Here is a 13,945-nt window from a genome sequence, read left to right on the forward strand (position 1 = left end):
CGGGCTGACGCGGGCTGATTCGCAACTTGATTGTCAAGCACCATGAATTACGACCGCTTGCTGGCTGCATACACTCGCGCGCGGAACGACCTGCTCGCCGCGCGCGGCGAGCATGGCCATTGGGAAGGTCGGCTTGCCAGTTCTTCACTCTCGACGGCAACTGCCGTCAGCGCCCTAGCGCTTGTGCAGAAACATGGTGCCCAGAATTTGGCGAGCGAACTACAGCCGTTAATTGAAGCCGGCGTGAAGTATCTCGCCGGGCAGCAAAATGCCGACGGCGGCTTTGGCGATACCGATAAGAGCCACTCCAATATCGCGACGACTTACCTGGTGATTGCTGCGGTGCACCTCGCGGGGCGAGAGCAGGAGCTTGCACCTTTGCTGACGCGCGCGCAGGGTTATGTCGCTGCGCAAGGAGGAATGGCGGGACTGCGGAAGCGCTACGGCATCGATAAGACGTTCGTCGTGCCGATCATGACGAACCTGTCACTTGCCGGCTTGTGCGATTGGCGCGAGATTTCACCGCTCCCCTTCGAACTCGCCTGCATTCCGCAAAGCTGGTATCGCTTCGCGCAGATGCCGGTAGTCAGTTATGCGATTCCCGCACTCGTGGCGATTGGGCAGGCCCACTATTTTCATCGCAAACCGTGGAATCCATACTCGCGCTTCGTGCGTGGCGCGGCGGTCGCGCCGAGCATGAAGGTGCTGCTGCGGATGCAGCCGCAGAGCGGCGGCTATCTCGAAGCCACGCCCCTCACCAGTTTTGTGGTGATGAGCCTGGCAGCAACAGGCCGGGCTGATCACGCGGTTTCGCAGGCCGGCGTTCGTTTTTTGAAAGATTCGATGCGCGACGACGGAAGTTGGCCCATCGATACGAACCTCGCGACTTGGGTCACTTCCCTCTCGCTCAATGCGCTCGCGGCGGGTGGCCAGGAACTACCCGACGATGAGCGCTGTTGGTCGTGGCTACGTTCGTGTCAACACTTGCAGCGGCATCCGTTCACCGGTGCCGATCCCGGTGGCTGGGGCTGGACCGACCTGAGCGGCGCGGTTCCCGATGCGGACGATACGCCGGGAGCACTGCTGGCACTGTCACTTTTATTCGATGGTCTCAACTCGGACCGACAGGCAGATATTTCGCAAGCGGCGTCGATGGGCATTGCTTGGCTGTTGAAGTTACAAAACCGAGATCGTGGTTGGCCAACCTTTTGTCGTGGCTGGGGCAAACTTCCGTTCGATCGTAGCGGCACTGATCTCACGGCACATGCAATCCGCGCTCTGAACGCTTGGATGCCGCAAGTTCAACTCTTGGCGGAGGTGAATCCACGAAGTGCCGCCTTGGGAAGGCCGGAAGAAATCGTCGCGGCAATTGAACGAGGTTTTCACTTTCTGAAGCTCAAGCAAAATCCCGACGGCAGTTGGTCCCCCCTTTGGTTCGGTAACCAAGATCATCCGGAGGAAGACAACCCGGTCTACGGAACAGCAAAGGTATTGCTGGCCTATCGAGACTTGCAGCGGATGACTGCAGAGCCCGCCACTCGGGGAGTGAATTGGCTGATCGAGCACCAAAATGCCGATGGAACCTGGGGGAGCAGTCTGGAAGAAACGGCCCTGGCGGTCGAAGCATTGCTGGCAAGTCCACGGTCTGCCAAGTTACAATCGAGCGTCGACCGCGGCCTCGGCTGGCTGGTCGAGCAAGTGGAGCAGAATCGGCACCAGAACAGTTCGCCTATTGGCTTTTACTTCGCTAAGCTATGGTACTATGAGCAGTTGTATCCACTCATCTTTACAGTGAGTACACTGGGGCAAGCCCTGCCAGCTGCTCGCCCGCCGGAATAATCCACAGCCCACCTGCAACGTCGTGCCCAAGGCAATCAGCCGTCATCGAACCGCGCCGCCACTGAGGATCTCGCCTTGTCCACTCTAAGCTCTCCAGCCTCCGATACGATCGCGCCAGCGCCGGCGCATCTGGTCGATTCTTTGCCCCCCGAATTTCCCCCGGAACTTGCCGGCCCGCGGCGCAGCAAACGACGCAACACGTCGCACTTAAAAGCAGTGCCGCCCAGCGAGGAAGAGCGCGAAGCGATCCGGCAAAAGTGTGTGGCGATTGCTGCTACGCTTGATAAGGCGAATCCGCTGACCGTCGATCAGATGGAAGTGGTCGTCCGCAAGTTGCTCACTGATAACAGCCTGCCGGAGAGCTATCTCGGTTGGGTGATGGTGGTGCTCAGTAGTGAATTTTGGCGCGATCAGGTAGCTGCGACCGATCCGTCGCGCCGCTTGTTCCTGTTGCCACATTGCCTCAAGCATGCCGAAGGTTGTCCCGCCGATTACGACGAGTATGGCCTGGAGTGCAAAACCTGCGGCGCTTGCAGCATTGCCGACTTCCGCGCCGAAGCCGAAAAGATGGGCTACAAGGTGCTCGTCGCCGAAGGCTCGCCGATTGTGCTGAAGATTATTGTCAGCGGGCATGTCGACGCGATTGTCGGCGTGGCCTGTTTGAACGTGCTCGAAAAAGCGATCGACAAGATTCTGCTCGCTGGCATTCCGTGCATGGCCGTGCCGCTGCTATCGAGCGATTGCCGTAATACGAGTGTCGATGAGCCGTGGGTCATGGATATGATCCGCGTGCAACCTGCAGCCTCGACGCAGCAGACGAGTACTTACGTTCACTTGCTCCGCGCTGCTGCCAATCTGTTCAAGCCGGACGAACTCGAGCGCCTGGTGCCACGCTTGCGTGGCGGTCAGCGGTTGCAACCCGGGCAACAAGCGGCCGATATCGAACCGATCGCTGCGACCGAACTGATCGCGCACGATTTTCTCGGCAAGGGTGGCAAGTACTCGCGCCCGTTCATTACGCTCGCCGTTCACGACGCCCTCACAGGTGCCAAGGGAACACTGGCCAGCGGGGCCGAACATTTGGCTGCGCTGCCCGATGCCGTGCGCCGCGCGGCGATGTCGATCGAAGCGTTTCACAAAGCTTCGCTGGTGCACGACGATATCGAAGATGCCGATGCATTCCGCTACGGCGAAGAAACCGTTCATCGCCGTTTTGGTGTGCCGACGGCGATTAATGTCGGTGACTATCTGATCGGACTTGGTTATCGCCTGGTTGCCAAAGAAACGGCTGTGCTCGGCGGCGCTGCGGTTGCCGATATTTTGAATTGCCTCTCCGATGCGCACCTGCGACTCAGCGAAGGTCAAGGAGCTGAGCTATTGTGGCGCGACGCGCGCGATAAGCGACTCAAGCCCATCGATGCCCTCAAGATTTATGCCCTCAAGACGTCGCCTGCTTTCGAAGCGGCCTTGTTCAGTGGCTGCCGCTTGGCTGGTCCAGCCGAAGCGTATGCAGAACCGATGAAGCTGTTCGCCCGCAACCTGGGCGTGGCCTTTCAGATTCTCAACGATTTGAACGACTGGGACGGCGACAACCACAACAAGATGTCGGCTGGCGGCGATACGCTCGGTGGCCGACCAACTGTCCTGTGGGCTTTGGCGCTCGAAGGGCTGAATGCCGCGAAGCAAGAAGAACTGCTGTCGCTGGTAACCAATGAGCAAGCGGATCCTGCCCATCGCTTGGGCCGCGTCCGTCAGCTGTATAATGAGGCAGGTGCTTTCGAAAAGGCCTCGCGGTTGATCGAAAAGCATCGCGAGCGAGCCGAAGCAATTGCCGACGAAATCCAACCCGAAGAGTTCCGCCGCCTGCTCTATTATTTAATCGACAGTGTGCTCGATAACCCACCTGCTGCTGCCCAGCCGGTGAATGTGTTGCAGATTACACCGCAAAAAACTTCGTAGTGTGGGCTGTAGCCTACGCAAGGTGCCAGTTTGCGTGGACTAAAGTCCACGCTACGAAACCCCTCGGCCGCTAACCAGCCCACCGGTGCCATGGCAGAACAAGACGTCAGCGAAATCCCCGACCTGCAAGAGCTGGTGGCGATCTTCTTTGCTGACGTGGGGGAATTGGGCACCTTCACACCCGTGCAGCCGCGGCAGATTCCGCAGGCCTATCGCGACCTGCTCGCTCACTACTCGCACATGACCGTCACGGTCGAGCATTTTCACAAGAGCCCGGTCGATGTTGTAGTCCTCGACCGACAATCGACGGGCCGGCATTACAGCCGCAAGATTCTACTCACGCGGCAATCGGATGGCCGCGTAGTGCAGTTTGGCATCGTCCGCCTCGATTTCAACTGCGTGAGTGCCGCCGTCCGCGAAGAAATTCAGCGCGAACAAACCCCGCTCGGGCGTGTCCTCATCAATCATCACGTGCTGCGCGAAGTCGAGTTGAAGCAGATCTATCGAATTGCCTGTGGCGCAGAGTTGGCCCAGCACTTTAACTTGCCCGCGGGGAGCGAAGTCTACGGCCGGACCGCCCTCATCTATTGCGATGGTGAACCGGCCGTCGAGTTGCTGGAAATAGTGACGCCGTAACCTTGGTAGCGTGGGCTTTAGCCCACGTCGAGAGCGGCTCGAAAATCGACGTGCGCTAAAGCCCACGCTACACCGGCCTACTAAGAATCTCCGCCACCGGCCACAATACTCCCTTCGCATTTACTTCTGCATTCTGCCTTCTAACTTCTACATTTCCCATGTCGCTCTTCGCCGACCTCACCTGGCGTGGTCTTGTCAATCAAACCACAGCCGACGAACATCTTCCCCAGTGGCTGAACTCCGGTTCACGCACCGTCTACTGCGGCTTTGATCCGACTTCGGACAGCCTGCACGTCGGCAGCTTGTTGCCCGTGATGCTGCTGCGGCGATTTCAAAAGGCCGGCCATCGCCCCATCGCGCTTGTGGGTGGTGCAACTGGCATGGTGGGCGACCCGACAGGCAAGACCGACGAGCGGAAACTGCTCGATGCCGATTCGCTGCGGACCAATGTGGCCGGCATTCGTTCGCAGCTGGAGCGGTTTATCGACTTTGGCGATGGCAAGTCGACCAGCGGCGCGATGCTCGTCAACAACTTCGACTGGATGGGAGGCATTTCGTACCTCGAATTTTTGCGCGACGTCGGCAAACACTTTCCCGTCAACATCATGCTCGCCAAAGATTCGGTAAAGGGCCGACTCGAGCGCGATAGCGGCATCAGCTACACCGAGTTCAGTTACATGCTGCTCCAGGCGTACGACTTTGTCGTTCTCAAGCGGCGGCATGGCTGCGATCTGCAAATCGGCGGCAGCGATCAGTGGGGAAACATCACCGCGGGGATCGATCTCGCCCGCCGCATGGACAGCGTGCAACTTTACGGCATGACTTGCCCGCTGCTGCTGAAGAGCGACGGCACGAAGATGGGCAAGTCCGAGAAAGGAGCTGTCTATCTCGACGCTGCGAAGACAAGTCCTTATGCGTTTTATCAGTATTGGATTAACCTGGCCGATGCTGATGCCGGGATGGCGCTCCGCTTTCTCACCGAGCTGGCGCACGAAGAAATCGAAGCGCTCGATGCCCAGCGCATTGCCGAAGCGCACAAACGCGACAGTCAGAAGCGATTAGCTGAAGAGTTAACCAGGCTCGTGCATGGCGAGGCCGGACTCGCCGCCGCGCGGAAGGCGACCGAGATTTTCTTCGGCGCGGAGATTGAGAACTTGTCGGATAGCGAACTTACCGAAATCTTCGCCGATGTGCCCAACAAACAACTTTCGCCATCCATACTTGCTGGCGAAGGTCTGCCGCTGATCGACGCGCTGGTCGAATCGGGTCTGTGCAAGTCCAAAGGAGATGCGCGGCGCGTCGTCGATCAAGGTGGCGCGTACGTCAACAACCGCCGACAAAACGGCGTCGATACGAAGCTCACCACCGCGCAACTTGCCAGCGAAACCGTGATGGTCCTCCGCAGCGGCAAAAAGAACTATGCCTTGCTGCGGTTTGTGTAGCCTCCGTGGGATAGGCTTCCAGCCTGTCGTGCCTTGAGCAAAAAGAAATTGACAGGCAGGATGCCTATCCCACGAGATAACCGCAAAAGGGAAGCGTTCAACAATCGACGCCATTGTTGAACAAGTACGCTGCCAGTAAGCCCCGGCTCTTGCCAAAAGTGCACAGGCAGCTTCAGTTGGAACGAGTGCAATTCCCTGACCTCGTTGCGACTGAGAGTGCCCCATGAACGACATCCTTCCCGCGAAGCCCGGTTGGCTTTGGTTCGCTATGGGTTCCGCGCTGTTTGCAGCGGCGACGACGCTCTTGGGCAAAATCGGCGTCAGCGAAGTGAACTCGAATGTGGCGACGTTCATCCGCGTCGTCGTGATGTTCGCCGTCATGGCTGGTCTGCTAACGGCCCGTCGCGAGTGGAGTGGCTTCAGCGTGGTTTCGCCGCGCAGTTTGTTCTTTGTCGTCGCCAGCGGCCTGGCGACCGGTCTCTCGTGGCTCTGCTACTTCCGGGCGTTGCAACTCGCCCCAGCTTCGCGCGTGGCACCCATCGACAAACTGAGCGTGGCGCTGGTCATCATCTTTGCCGTCGCCTTCCTCGGCGAACCACTCACCTGGCAAGTCGCGCTGGGCGGTCTGCTAATCGTCACCGGCGTGATGGTGCTGTCGCTGGCTTAACCCGCCGTCAGCACGATGGCAGCTGCGCCGCCGTAGTCGCTGTGATTGAGCAGCAGGGCGGCAGGTTTGTCGGTGGCGAGCGAAGCATCGCGAACGACATTCACCGGGCATTCGGGGTCGGGCTCTCGATAGTTAAGCGTACGAGGAATGCGACCGTGCTGTAGCGCGAGAACGCTGGCGATCGCTTCGACGGCACCGCTGCTGGCCCCCAGATCGCCAAAGAAGCTCTTGGGTGCAGTCACCGGGACATCGCCCAGTTCGGCACGAATGGCTTGTGCTTCGAGCCGGTCATCAACCAGGTAGCCACCGGCATTGGCGTTGACGTGGCCTACGTCCTGTGGGCTTAGGCCGGCAGATTGAATCGCAGTCGCGATCGACGCGCGAATGCCCGAGCCGGTGAGGCGACCATCGACGGGTGGCTCGAAGCGATTGCTCCAGCCAGCTACCTTGGCCAGGATTTTGGCTCCGCGCCGTTCCGCATGTTCGCGAGCTTCGAAAATGAACATGCCGGCCCCTTCGCCAACTAATCCACCATCGCGGCGACGATCGAAGGGCTTGATTGCTTCGGTGGGGGGACCTTGCCAATGCGTGAGGTTTGCCCAGCCACGGAACGGAGCACCACTGAAGGCGATCTTCGCGCCGCTGCCGCCGGTGACCATTACGTCGGCATGGCCGCGCTGAATCACGGCGGCCGCCTCTTGCATCGCCAGCAAGCTGGAGGTCGCGCCTTGCACGATGGTGTTATTCGGCCCGCGGGCATCGTTCACAATGCCGATGTGGCAAGCAGCCATATTCGGCAGATACTTGAGCATCCAGAGCGGAAAGAGGCTCTTCATGGCGTGCGGAGTCCACTCGTTGATGTGGAAGACGCCGTCGTGAGTTGACTGCCGATAGGTATCGATCAGTTCGTCGATTTCGCCGTACAAAATTTCACTGCCGAGCACGACCCCGAGCTTAAAGGGGTCGACTTGCTCTTTCGTGAGCGCTGCATCCTGCATCGCGATCACCGCTGCGGCATAAGCAGCTTGAATTTCGCGGGCCATGACCTTGATGGTCTTGCGCGGCTGCACATACTGCTTGGCGTCGAAATTGGGAAACAGCCCAGCCAGACGATAGGGGACGTCGGTGGCACCCGCCAATTCGGGCACCGTTACGATGCCGCTTTGCCCTTGATCGAGCGCAGTCCAAAAGGCGTCGCGACCGATGCCAATCGGGCTGACCATGCCTACGCCCGTAATCACCACTTCGCGTTTCATCGCCTAACGTCGTGTTGAGCGGGCCAGTGCCGCGGAAATCCTGCTATGTAAAGGAAAGTGAGCCGTTAAGCATACCGGAGGCGGCCCCCGGCGGGAAGGCAGAGAGGGGAAGTTGGTCACTTAAGGGGAACGGTGAAATAAGGGGACTTGGCAGTCTATTTCATGGGTAACAGGGCCCCAATGTCGGCTAGCGACACTTTGAATAGCTCCGATTGGTTCTTGTTGCGAGAGAAAGCAATCAGCAAGTGGCCGTCGTGCTCGATGACGTGCGGATATTGCAAGGTGCCGGGCTTGGGCGATGGAATGCCCAGTCGGGCCATGTGGCGAAAGGTCAGCCCATCGGTCGAAACGGACAAATGGAGTTCGCGGCGACCTACCTTGGGGTTGGCATTCGAGACCAATACGCGCTGACCGGTGGTGGTCTGCAGCGAAAAGATCTTGCTGGTCGAATTGGGGAAATTGCTGATCGCCGGTAACGACCAACTGCGACCGTTATCGGTCGAGAAGGCCTGGAACAAGCGACTGCTGCCGCCGTTGTCGCGAAACAGGGCGACGAGCTTTTTCTCGGGGCTATTTGCGCCCGAGTTGCTGGCCCCAGCCACTTCCCACCAAATCGGTTCATCGGGACTGAATCCCTTGATGCGGGACCGCTCGACGACGGGATACGCTTGCCAATCGTCGTACGACTTTACTCCGCCGATGAGCATCGAAACGTTGAAGCGACTGTCGCGCTTGGTGGTCATCCAATCACCCGACGAGAGCCGTTGCGGAGGGAAATTGTTGATCGCGTTATCGGCCACAGTCCCCTTCAACTTCCAGGCTGCGGCTTTGCCATCCCACACATGGGCTTGCAACTTCAGTTCTTTATTGACTCCGAAGGCTCCCTTCCCTTTGAAGAAGGCAACCAGCGCGAGGAGTTCTCCTTCGCGCACCCAAAGCCCACGGGCAATGTAACCATAACCTTCAGGCGGCGATCCGCTGAGGGATTTTGGCTCGCTCCACTTCAGCCCGTCTTCGCTGGTGGCATAGCGAATGAATTGTGAAGGCTCGTCTTCGACGGGCGGACCTTGGCTCCACATGCACCAGAACTTCCCTTCGTGATGCAACAGATAGTTGTGCAATTGAAACTTCAGCGTCGTCTCGCCGGGGCAGATTACCGCGTGCTTGCCCGGCAATACCGGCAGCTGAGCATAGTCGATGGCTGTCTCATCGGTGCCTGTCCCTGGCAGGTCGAGCACCTTTGCTGGCGTCGCCTTAATCTCGGCAACTGCCTGGGCACTCGCCAGTCGAGTCGGCCAGGTTCCACCGAGAAGCGTAAAGACAATCAAGCAGATTCGCCAGCTGAAGATCATGTTCGAACTCACGGGCAAGAGAGGCTTAAGTTTGCTGCTGCCGTTGATGCCACAGATTAACACCGTCCTGCGCCCAATGCTTGCGGGCGAGACGCTCCAGGGTGGAATACATCGGCTGCCAGGCTACGAACCAATGTCTGGGCCGATGGTCGCAGCGACACTGCGACTTCATCTCGTTGCCTGCGAACAAGTTAGCGAACTGCGCCAGGGGAAGTCCCGCGTTTTTAAATTTCCCCACGTTCACGTGATCGTTAGAATTGAGTTTAGCCCTTTTCAGTCCGCACCGGCCTCGCCTTGCTAGAACCTCTTTCGAAGCGCCTTGCCATGTTTCCCAAACGTGATGAAACCAAGCCGAAGTTCAAGTTCCGCCGGACTCCGCCGCCAAATTACCAAGACCGTTCCGTCAAACTGAAATTGTTTGCTCTGGTGGCCATGCTCATCGGCATTTTGTGGATTGCCGAACGCTGGAGCCAACCCGGAAGTTGGGATTGGTTCTGGCGTTTGGAAACGCAACAAGAAGACGTGAAGAATCGGCTGGAACCGAAGCTCAGCAGAACTGCCCACGATGAGCCGGGAACCATCGTGCAGACCAGCAAGCCAGTCGAAGAACCAATAGTCGAGAAACCGGAAGCGACCGAGCCCGACGCAGCTGAATTGGCCTGGCGTCAAGGTTGGAAGGATATCTACGGCCAGCTCGACCCAACCGAACGGACCTTGCTGTTCGAGATTCTCGCCCAGGCGCGCGGCGAGCACACACTCGGTCCCGCTGCCCTCGATCAAGCCAGCAAGCTTGTCGTGAAGTTAAATGAAAACTGGAATGCTTATGGCGAATCGGCATTTCAATCGTTGGCCGAACTAAAGCCCGACGATCGCGATGCCTGGCAAAAAGTGCTGCGCGAAGTGAACGAGCGGTGGTCGGTGAGCACCCGTCCGCCACTCGAAGCGGCCGCGCAAGGAGTTCCGCTGCAAGACGAGCAATTGAAGGCAGCGCAAGCGTTTCAAAAGTCGCTCGATCGACTGGCGCTAAATCTGATTAAGGACGACACTCCGCTCCGACCCAACGAAAGCGACATCTGGTTCCGCCTGATGACTCAGGCGCAGCACAGTTCGGCTGACGAACTCGCCAAGCAATCGCTCAAGGGGATTACCTATCTGCAAATGTTCAAGCAGAGTTCACACTATCGAGGCGATCCGATTCGAATCCGCGGCATTGTGCGCGGAGGTTGGAAGGCGACCGCGGTTCACAATCCGTGGAACTTGAAGGATTACTACGTGCTGTGGATTCATCCCCAAGGTGGCCCGAACTCTCCCATCGTGGTCCATTTGCCCGAGCTTCCTGCTGGCTTTCCCAAAGTCAACGAGCGCGCCCAGGATGGGAGCCTGACGAAACTACATGAAGATGTGGTTGTCGACGCTTACTTCTTCAAGCGGCAAGCTTATCTGGGCCTGGACGGCACTTACACCGCGCCGCTCTTGATTGCCAAAACGGTCAGTTGGATACCGGAAAACTCGCCCGATGCGCGATCGGCCGCCCGAAATTTGGAGTACAGCTGGCCAGTCATTTTGACGATGGTCGCCAGTGCCCTGGCAATTTCGCTCTTCTTTGTGGGCTTCATGTACTGGCGACTCCGCGAGCAAGAGCAACATAGCCCGCACGAAAAGATGATCGCCGCGGCCGATATGTCGCAGCTTCAAGGTGTCGAATTGACGCCCTCCGTTGAAGAAGGACTGAAACAACTAGAACAGGACTACGTTCCGCGCGGCAAATAAGTAGCCCGAGATGAAATTAGCTAACAACCCATGTTGTTATTAGCTTGCCGGCTTTCGTCGGCCAGATAGACGAGCGCGACAAAGTCGTAAAACGCGTGGGCGATGATTGCCGGCACAATGCTGCCGCTCACGAGCATCAACATGCCGAAGTAAAGCCCGGCGATGGTCGCCAGCACGAAGTAGGTGCGGCTCAAAAAGTGGCAGAGGCCAAACGCTACGGACGCAATCACTAGCGAACCTAAGACCGCCCAAGAACCCGGCAACAAGTGAACAAGCCCGGCCTGCAAGAAGCCACGAAAGAGGAGTTCTTCGCCAATGCCGGCAAGACAGGCGATCAACAACAATTCTCCCGCCGTCGCGCCCGCTAAAACTCGCCCCAAAAGGTCAGTCACTTGGTCTTTGACCGCCTGCAGCGGCTGCCCAGGGATTCGATCTTCGACCAACAGCACAAGCACCGGCGGCGCTGTGGCAAATAGTCCCCAGAGGATGTCGCGACTCGCCCGCACCAGATCGTAGCCCTCGGGAGGCACGCCATACCAGGGAGAAAATCCGAGCAGCCAACCGAGGCCCAGCGCAAGAACCGCCAATGCTCCTTCGAAGCAAACGGTAATCAGCACAAATCGCTGCGCGGCAGTGGCAGGCATGCGGAAGGATCATTTCTTGGCGAGGCGATACTTCTTTTGTCCGCAAGCATAGACGCTGCACGAACCAAAATACTGCCAACAGTCGAGATGATGGGGCGTCTGGCAACTCGTGCAATAGACGATCTTCTCAGCGAGCGATTCGCCGCAAACCTGGCATTGAGTCTCTGGTGGAGCCTGGGTGGTGACCGGCGAAATGAACTCGATGCCCGTTTGGCGCGACGCCACGAGCGCCGTGAAGACTTGCTCCGCTAGTCGCAGAAAACGAGTCAACTCTGCTTCGGTTTGAAAGTTGGCCCGCTTGGTGATGCGAAGCGAACCGTTGGCGACCAGCAAATACAAGTCGGGAGAAAAGCCAGCCGAGTAATGGGCCAGCGTCTGAATCGCCAACTGGGCGTCGCGCGTCAGATACTCGCGAATTACTTTGCGGTGACTACCACTGATGATGAACGCATTGTCGAATTCGTGCGAGCCAATCTCGATGTCTTCCATCCCCAGCAGCTTTTTCATCTGCTGCACCAAATCCTGCTGATAGATCTCCAATCGCAAGCGAGGATCGGGAAACGGAATTGTCAGATGAGTGCTACGGCCATGCTTGCCGCGCTTGGTGTAGTGAAGTCTGGCTGTAGTGCCGCCAAGGCGAAACGTAGCCTCGGGATAGCTGAACCAGTTTCCCTCTTGCACACTGCCGCGAAATTGATGGGCCACCGCTTCGAGCGACTGCCGACGATTCGCTTGCGTGAGGGCCGAAATGACGATCACAATCGCCACGAAGGCCATGATGACGACGATGGGAAAAAAGTTATCCACGGTGACAAACAACGAAGAGAGGTTTTTAGCGCGGTTTGCTCGGTCGACCCGGTGGTAATTCATCGCTGGCCGGCGCGGGCTGTGAGATGCCTCGCCGCGGCACCAGATAGATTGTCTCGCGGCAGCCATACGTGGCACAGCCCCCGGCATACTCCCAGCAATCGCGGTGATGCGGCGTCTGGCAACGGCGGCAGACCACGATCTCGCCGAGCATCCGTTCGCCGCAGATATGACAATTCGCCTGATCGATGATCTGCGGCTCATCGCTGGCCACAAACTCGATTCCCTCGCTCTTGGTCAGCAGCAGTTGGTCGTACAGCCCGAGCGACATTTCGACGTAACGTTCCAGGTCGTGCGTGCGCGACGATTCCCAAACCTTGCGAACGACGAGCCAGCCGGGATAAACCAAGACGACGGTTTCGCTGGCGTCGGGGCTCTTGCTCACGCGTTCGAGTTGGACGCGCACGCCAGTGCTAAGTAGCAAGCGCGCTTCGTCGGCCGCTTCGGCCCAGACGGTCCAGCGCGCGCGGAAGTCGTCCCAATCAAATTCGACCTCGGAAAAGTTGCGCAGGTCGACCGCGATTTGCCGCCGCGTCAGCCGTGGGACGAGAGCCACGAAAACATCGATATCGGACCACTGCACGATCATTTCGAGGCATTTGCGCCCCGAGGAGCCGGGCATCGCATAGACGGACAGCCGCGCGTAGGTCGTGCCGTAAGGAATTCGCAGCATGGGATTGCTGAACCAACCGCCGCGGGTGAGAGTGCCGCCGAACCGCTGAGCCACGGCCGCCAAGGCGCTATTCCAGCGCTCGAACCGGGCTGCTGTTTGGCTGAAGACACCAAATGCGGCGAGCACGACCACCAAACCAACCAGCAGTAAAACCCCAATGCACTCCACCGCCACTCCCCTCTCGCAGGCATCGCTGCCTGCAGGGACAACGCCCGAACCCGGCAGGTTCAGCACAGGCGTTGTAAACACGAACCGGGTCTTTCAGTCCCTTGTCATTGTGAGATGCAGGGGGCCAGTTGTGCAATCGCGGGTGCGCGCTGCTAGCGACCAGCGGTAGTGAGGAGAACGACTGAACTTGTTCCCAGTGCTAATCGCGATCTAGCGTCGACCGCGGCGTCCGTAAGTGGAGCTTTTGCCGGTGCTCTTGCCGTGGGTTCGGTCCCATTGCTGAGCGCCGTAGTTCACGCCGCTGATGTTGTAACTGGAGTAGGGGTTCTTCGAGTTCCCCGCCGAGACGGTCATAGTGTCGACGCAGGCAACGGCCAGCAGCAATCCGACCAGGATCAAGATTCCGCGCGTCATGTTCCGTTCCTTGTGCAAATGGCTTTGTAACGATCGGGCCGGGTAATTATCGGGCTGGCTGGCCGATTTAACCACGGTTGTTGGGTTGCTTCTCTGTTAGGCGTGCCCGCGAGCGAGTTGTTACTGAAATTCGCTCTTACAATCGGAATGGCGGGAAAATCCGGCGAAAATTGGCCTCACTGGCGGCTGCCGCTTATACTAAACAGAGTCGGCAGGTGGCAAACGTCAGGGGCTCTAGCGTTTGCGCCAGCGGGAGCT

At 58.5% G+C, this 13,945-nt stretch carries 12 protein-coding genes; 6 read left to right on the forward strand and 6 right to left on the reverse strand.

Translation table 11 applies throughout. The features are described 5' to 3' along the window. The first annotated feature begins 42 nt into the window (after nt 1-42). The 5 genes from ETAA8_RS29875 (at nt 43) to ETAA8_RS29895 (ending at nt 6,543) form a co-directional block, all read left to right on the forward strand. The gene (locus ETAA8_RS29875; protein WP_145097648.1) at nt 43-1,839 is read left to right on the forward strand and encodes a prenyltransferase/squalene oxidase repeat-containing protein; all 1,797 of its coding nucleotides are present in this window, start codon (nt 43-45) and stop codon (nt 1,837-1,839) included. A gap of 216 nt (nt 1,840-2,055) precedes the next feature. Then, complete coding sequence (locus ETAA8_RS29880) at nt 2,056-3,798, forward strand: polyprenyl synthetase family protein (protein WP_238397833.1); 1,743 nt, start codon at nt 2,056-2,058, stop codon at nt 3,796-3,798. Between the two features lie 90 nt (nt 3,799-3,888). Beyond that, nucleotides 3,889-4,434 (forward strand): hypothetical protein, encoded by a 546-nt coding sequence (locus ETAA8_RS29885; protein ID WP_145097651.1) that lies wholly within the window; start codon nt 3,889-3,891, stop codon nt 4,432-4,434. Between the two features lie 158 nt (nt 4,435-4,592). Continuing rightward, nucleotides 4,593-5,876: a tyrosine--tRNA ligase gene (gene tyrS / locus ETAA8_RS29890; RefSeq protein ID WP_145097654.1), complete on the forward strand. Its 1,284-nt coding sequence runs from the start codon at nt 4,593-4,595 to the stop codon at nt 5,874-5,876. Nucleotides 5,877-6,099: 223 nt separating this feature from the next. Further along, nucleotides 6,100-6,543, forward strand: a complete 444-nt coding sequence (locus tag ETAA8_RS29895; protein ID WP_145097657.1) for an EamA family transporter — start codon at nt 6,100-6,102, stop codon at nt 6,541-6,543. Here ETAA8_RS29895 and ETAA8_RS29900 read toward each other — a convergent pair. Further along, nucleotides 6,540-7,799 (reverse strand): beta-ketoacyl-[acyl-carrier-protein] synthase family protein, encoded by a 1,260-nt coding sequence (locus tag ETAA8_RS29900; RefSeq protein WP_145097660.1) that lies wholly within the window; start codon nt 7,797-7,799, stop codon nt 6,540-6,542. The genes ETAA8_RS29895 and ETAA8_RS29900 overlap by 4 nt on opposite strands. Nucleotides 7,800-7,954: 155 nt before the next feature. Next, nucleotides 7,955-9,151, reverse strand: a complete 1,197-nt coding sequence (locus tag ETAA8_RS29905; protein WP_145097663.1) for an exo-alpha-sialidase — start codon at nt 9,149-9,151, stop codon at nt 7,955-7,957. A gap of 324 nt (nt 9,152-9,475) precedes the next feature. Here ETAA8_RS29905 and ETAA8_RS29910 point away from each other — a divergent pair, with 324 nt between their 5' ends. After that, nucleotides 9,476-10,921: a hypothetical protein gene (locus ETAA8_RS29910; protein ID WP_145097665.1), complete on the forward strand. Its 1,446-nt coding sequence runs from the start codon at nt 9,476-9,478 to the stop codon at nt 10,919-10,921. Nucleotides 10,922-10,941: 20 nt separating this feature from the next. Here the strand turns inward: ETAA8_RS29910 and ETAA8_RS29915 are convergent, their stop codons facing one another. The 4 genes from ETAA8_RS29915 to ETAA8_RS29930 all read right to left on the reverse strand — a co-directional run bounded on the left by ETAA8_RS29915 (nt 10,942) and on the right by ETAA8_RS29930 (nt 13,687). Next, nucleotides 10,942-11,565, reverse strand: a complete 624-nt coding sequence (locus tag ETAA8_RS29915; RefSeq protein ID WP_145097668.1) for a CPBP family intramembrane glutamic endopeptidase — start codon at nt 11,563-11,565, stop codon at nt 10,942-10,944. 9 nt (nt 11,566-11,574) lie between these two features. Continuing rightward, complete coding sequence (locus ETAA8_RS29920; RefSeq protein WP_202921349.1) at nt 11,575-12,372, reverse strand: RING finger protein; 798 nt, start codon at nt 12,370-12,372, stop codon at nt 11,575-11,577. Between the two features lie 25 nt (nt 12,373-12,397). Then, the gene (locus ETAA8_RS29925) at nt 12,398-13,354 is read right to left on the reverse strand and encodes an RING finger protein (RefSeq protein WP_145097673.1); all 957 of its coding nucleotides are present in this window, start codon (nt 13,352-13,354) and stop codon (nt 12,398-12,400) included. Nucleotides 13,355-13,483: 129 nt separating this feature from the next. Next, entirely contained in the window at nt 13,484-13,687 is a 204-nt protein-coding gene (locus ETAA8_RS29930; protein WP_145097676.1) for a hypothetical protein, read from the reverse strand. Between the last annotated feature and the right edge of the window lie 258 nt (nt 13,688-13,945).

This window comes from Anatilimnocola aggregata (assembly GCF_007747655.1).
GTDB classification, from domain to species: Bacteria; Planctomycetota; Planctomycetia; order Pirellulales; family Pirellulaceae; genus Anatilimnocola; species Anatilimnocola aggregata.

Coding starts and splice junctions, on each gene's coding strand:
- ETAA8_RS29875 (WP_145097648.1), top strand. CDS start 43: ATGAATTACGACCGCTTGCTGGCTGCATACACTCGCGCGCGGAACGAC.
- ETAA8_RS29885 (WP_145097651.1), top strand. CDS start 3,889: ATGGCAGAACAAGACGTCAGCGAAATCCCCGACCTGCAAGAGCTGGTG.
- tyrS (WP_145097654.1), top strand. CDS start 4,593: ATGTCGCTCTTCGCCGACCTCACCTGGCGTGGTCTTGTCAATCAAACC.
- ETAA8_RS29895 (WP_145097657.1), top strand. CDS start 6,100: ATGAACGACATCCTTCCCGCGAAGCCCGGTTGGCTTTGGTTCGCTATG.
- ETAA8_RS29900 (WP_145097660.1), bottom strand. CDS start 7,799: ATGAAACGCGAAGTGGTGATTACGGGCGTAGGCATGGTCAGCCCGATT.
- ETAA8_RS29905 (WP_145097663.1), bottom strand. CDS start 9,151: ATGATCTTCAGCTGGCGAATCTGCTTGATTGTCTTTACGCTTCTCGGT.
- ETAA8_RS29910 (WP_145097665.1), top strand. CDS start 9,476: ATGTTTCCCAAACGTGATGAAACCAAGCCGAAGTTCAAGTTCCGCCGG.
- ETAA8_RS29915 (WP_145097668.1), bottom strand. CDS start 11,565: ATGCCTGCCACTGCCGCGCAGCGATTTGTGCTGATTACCGTTTGCTTC.
- ETAA8_RS29930 (WP_145097676.1), bottom strand. CDS start 13,687: ATGACGCGCGGAATCTTGATCCTGGTCGGATTGCTGCTGGCCGTTGCC.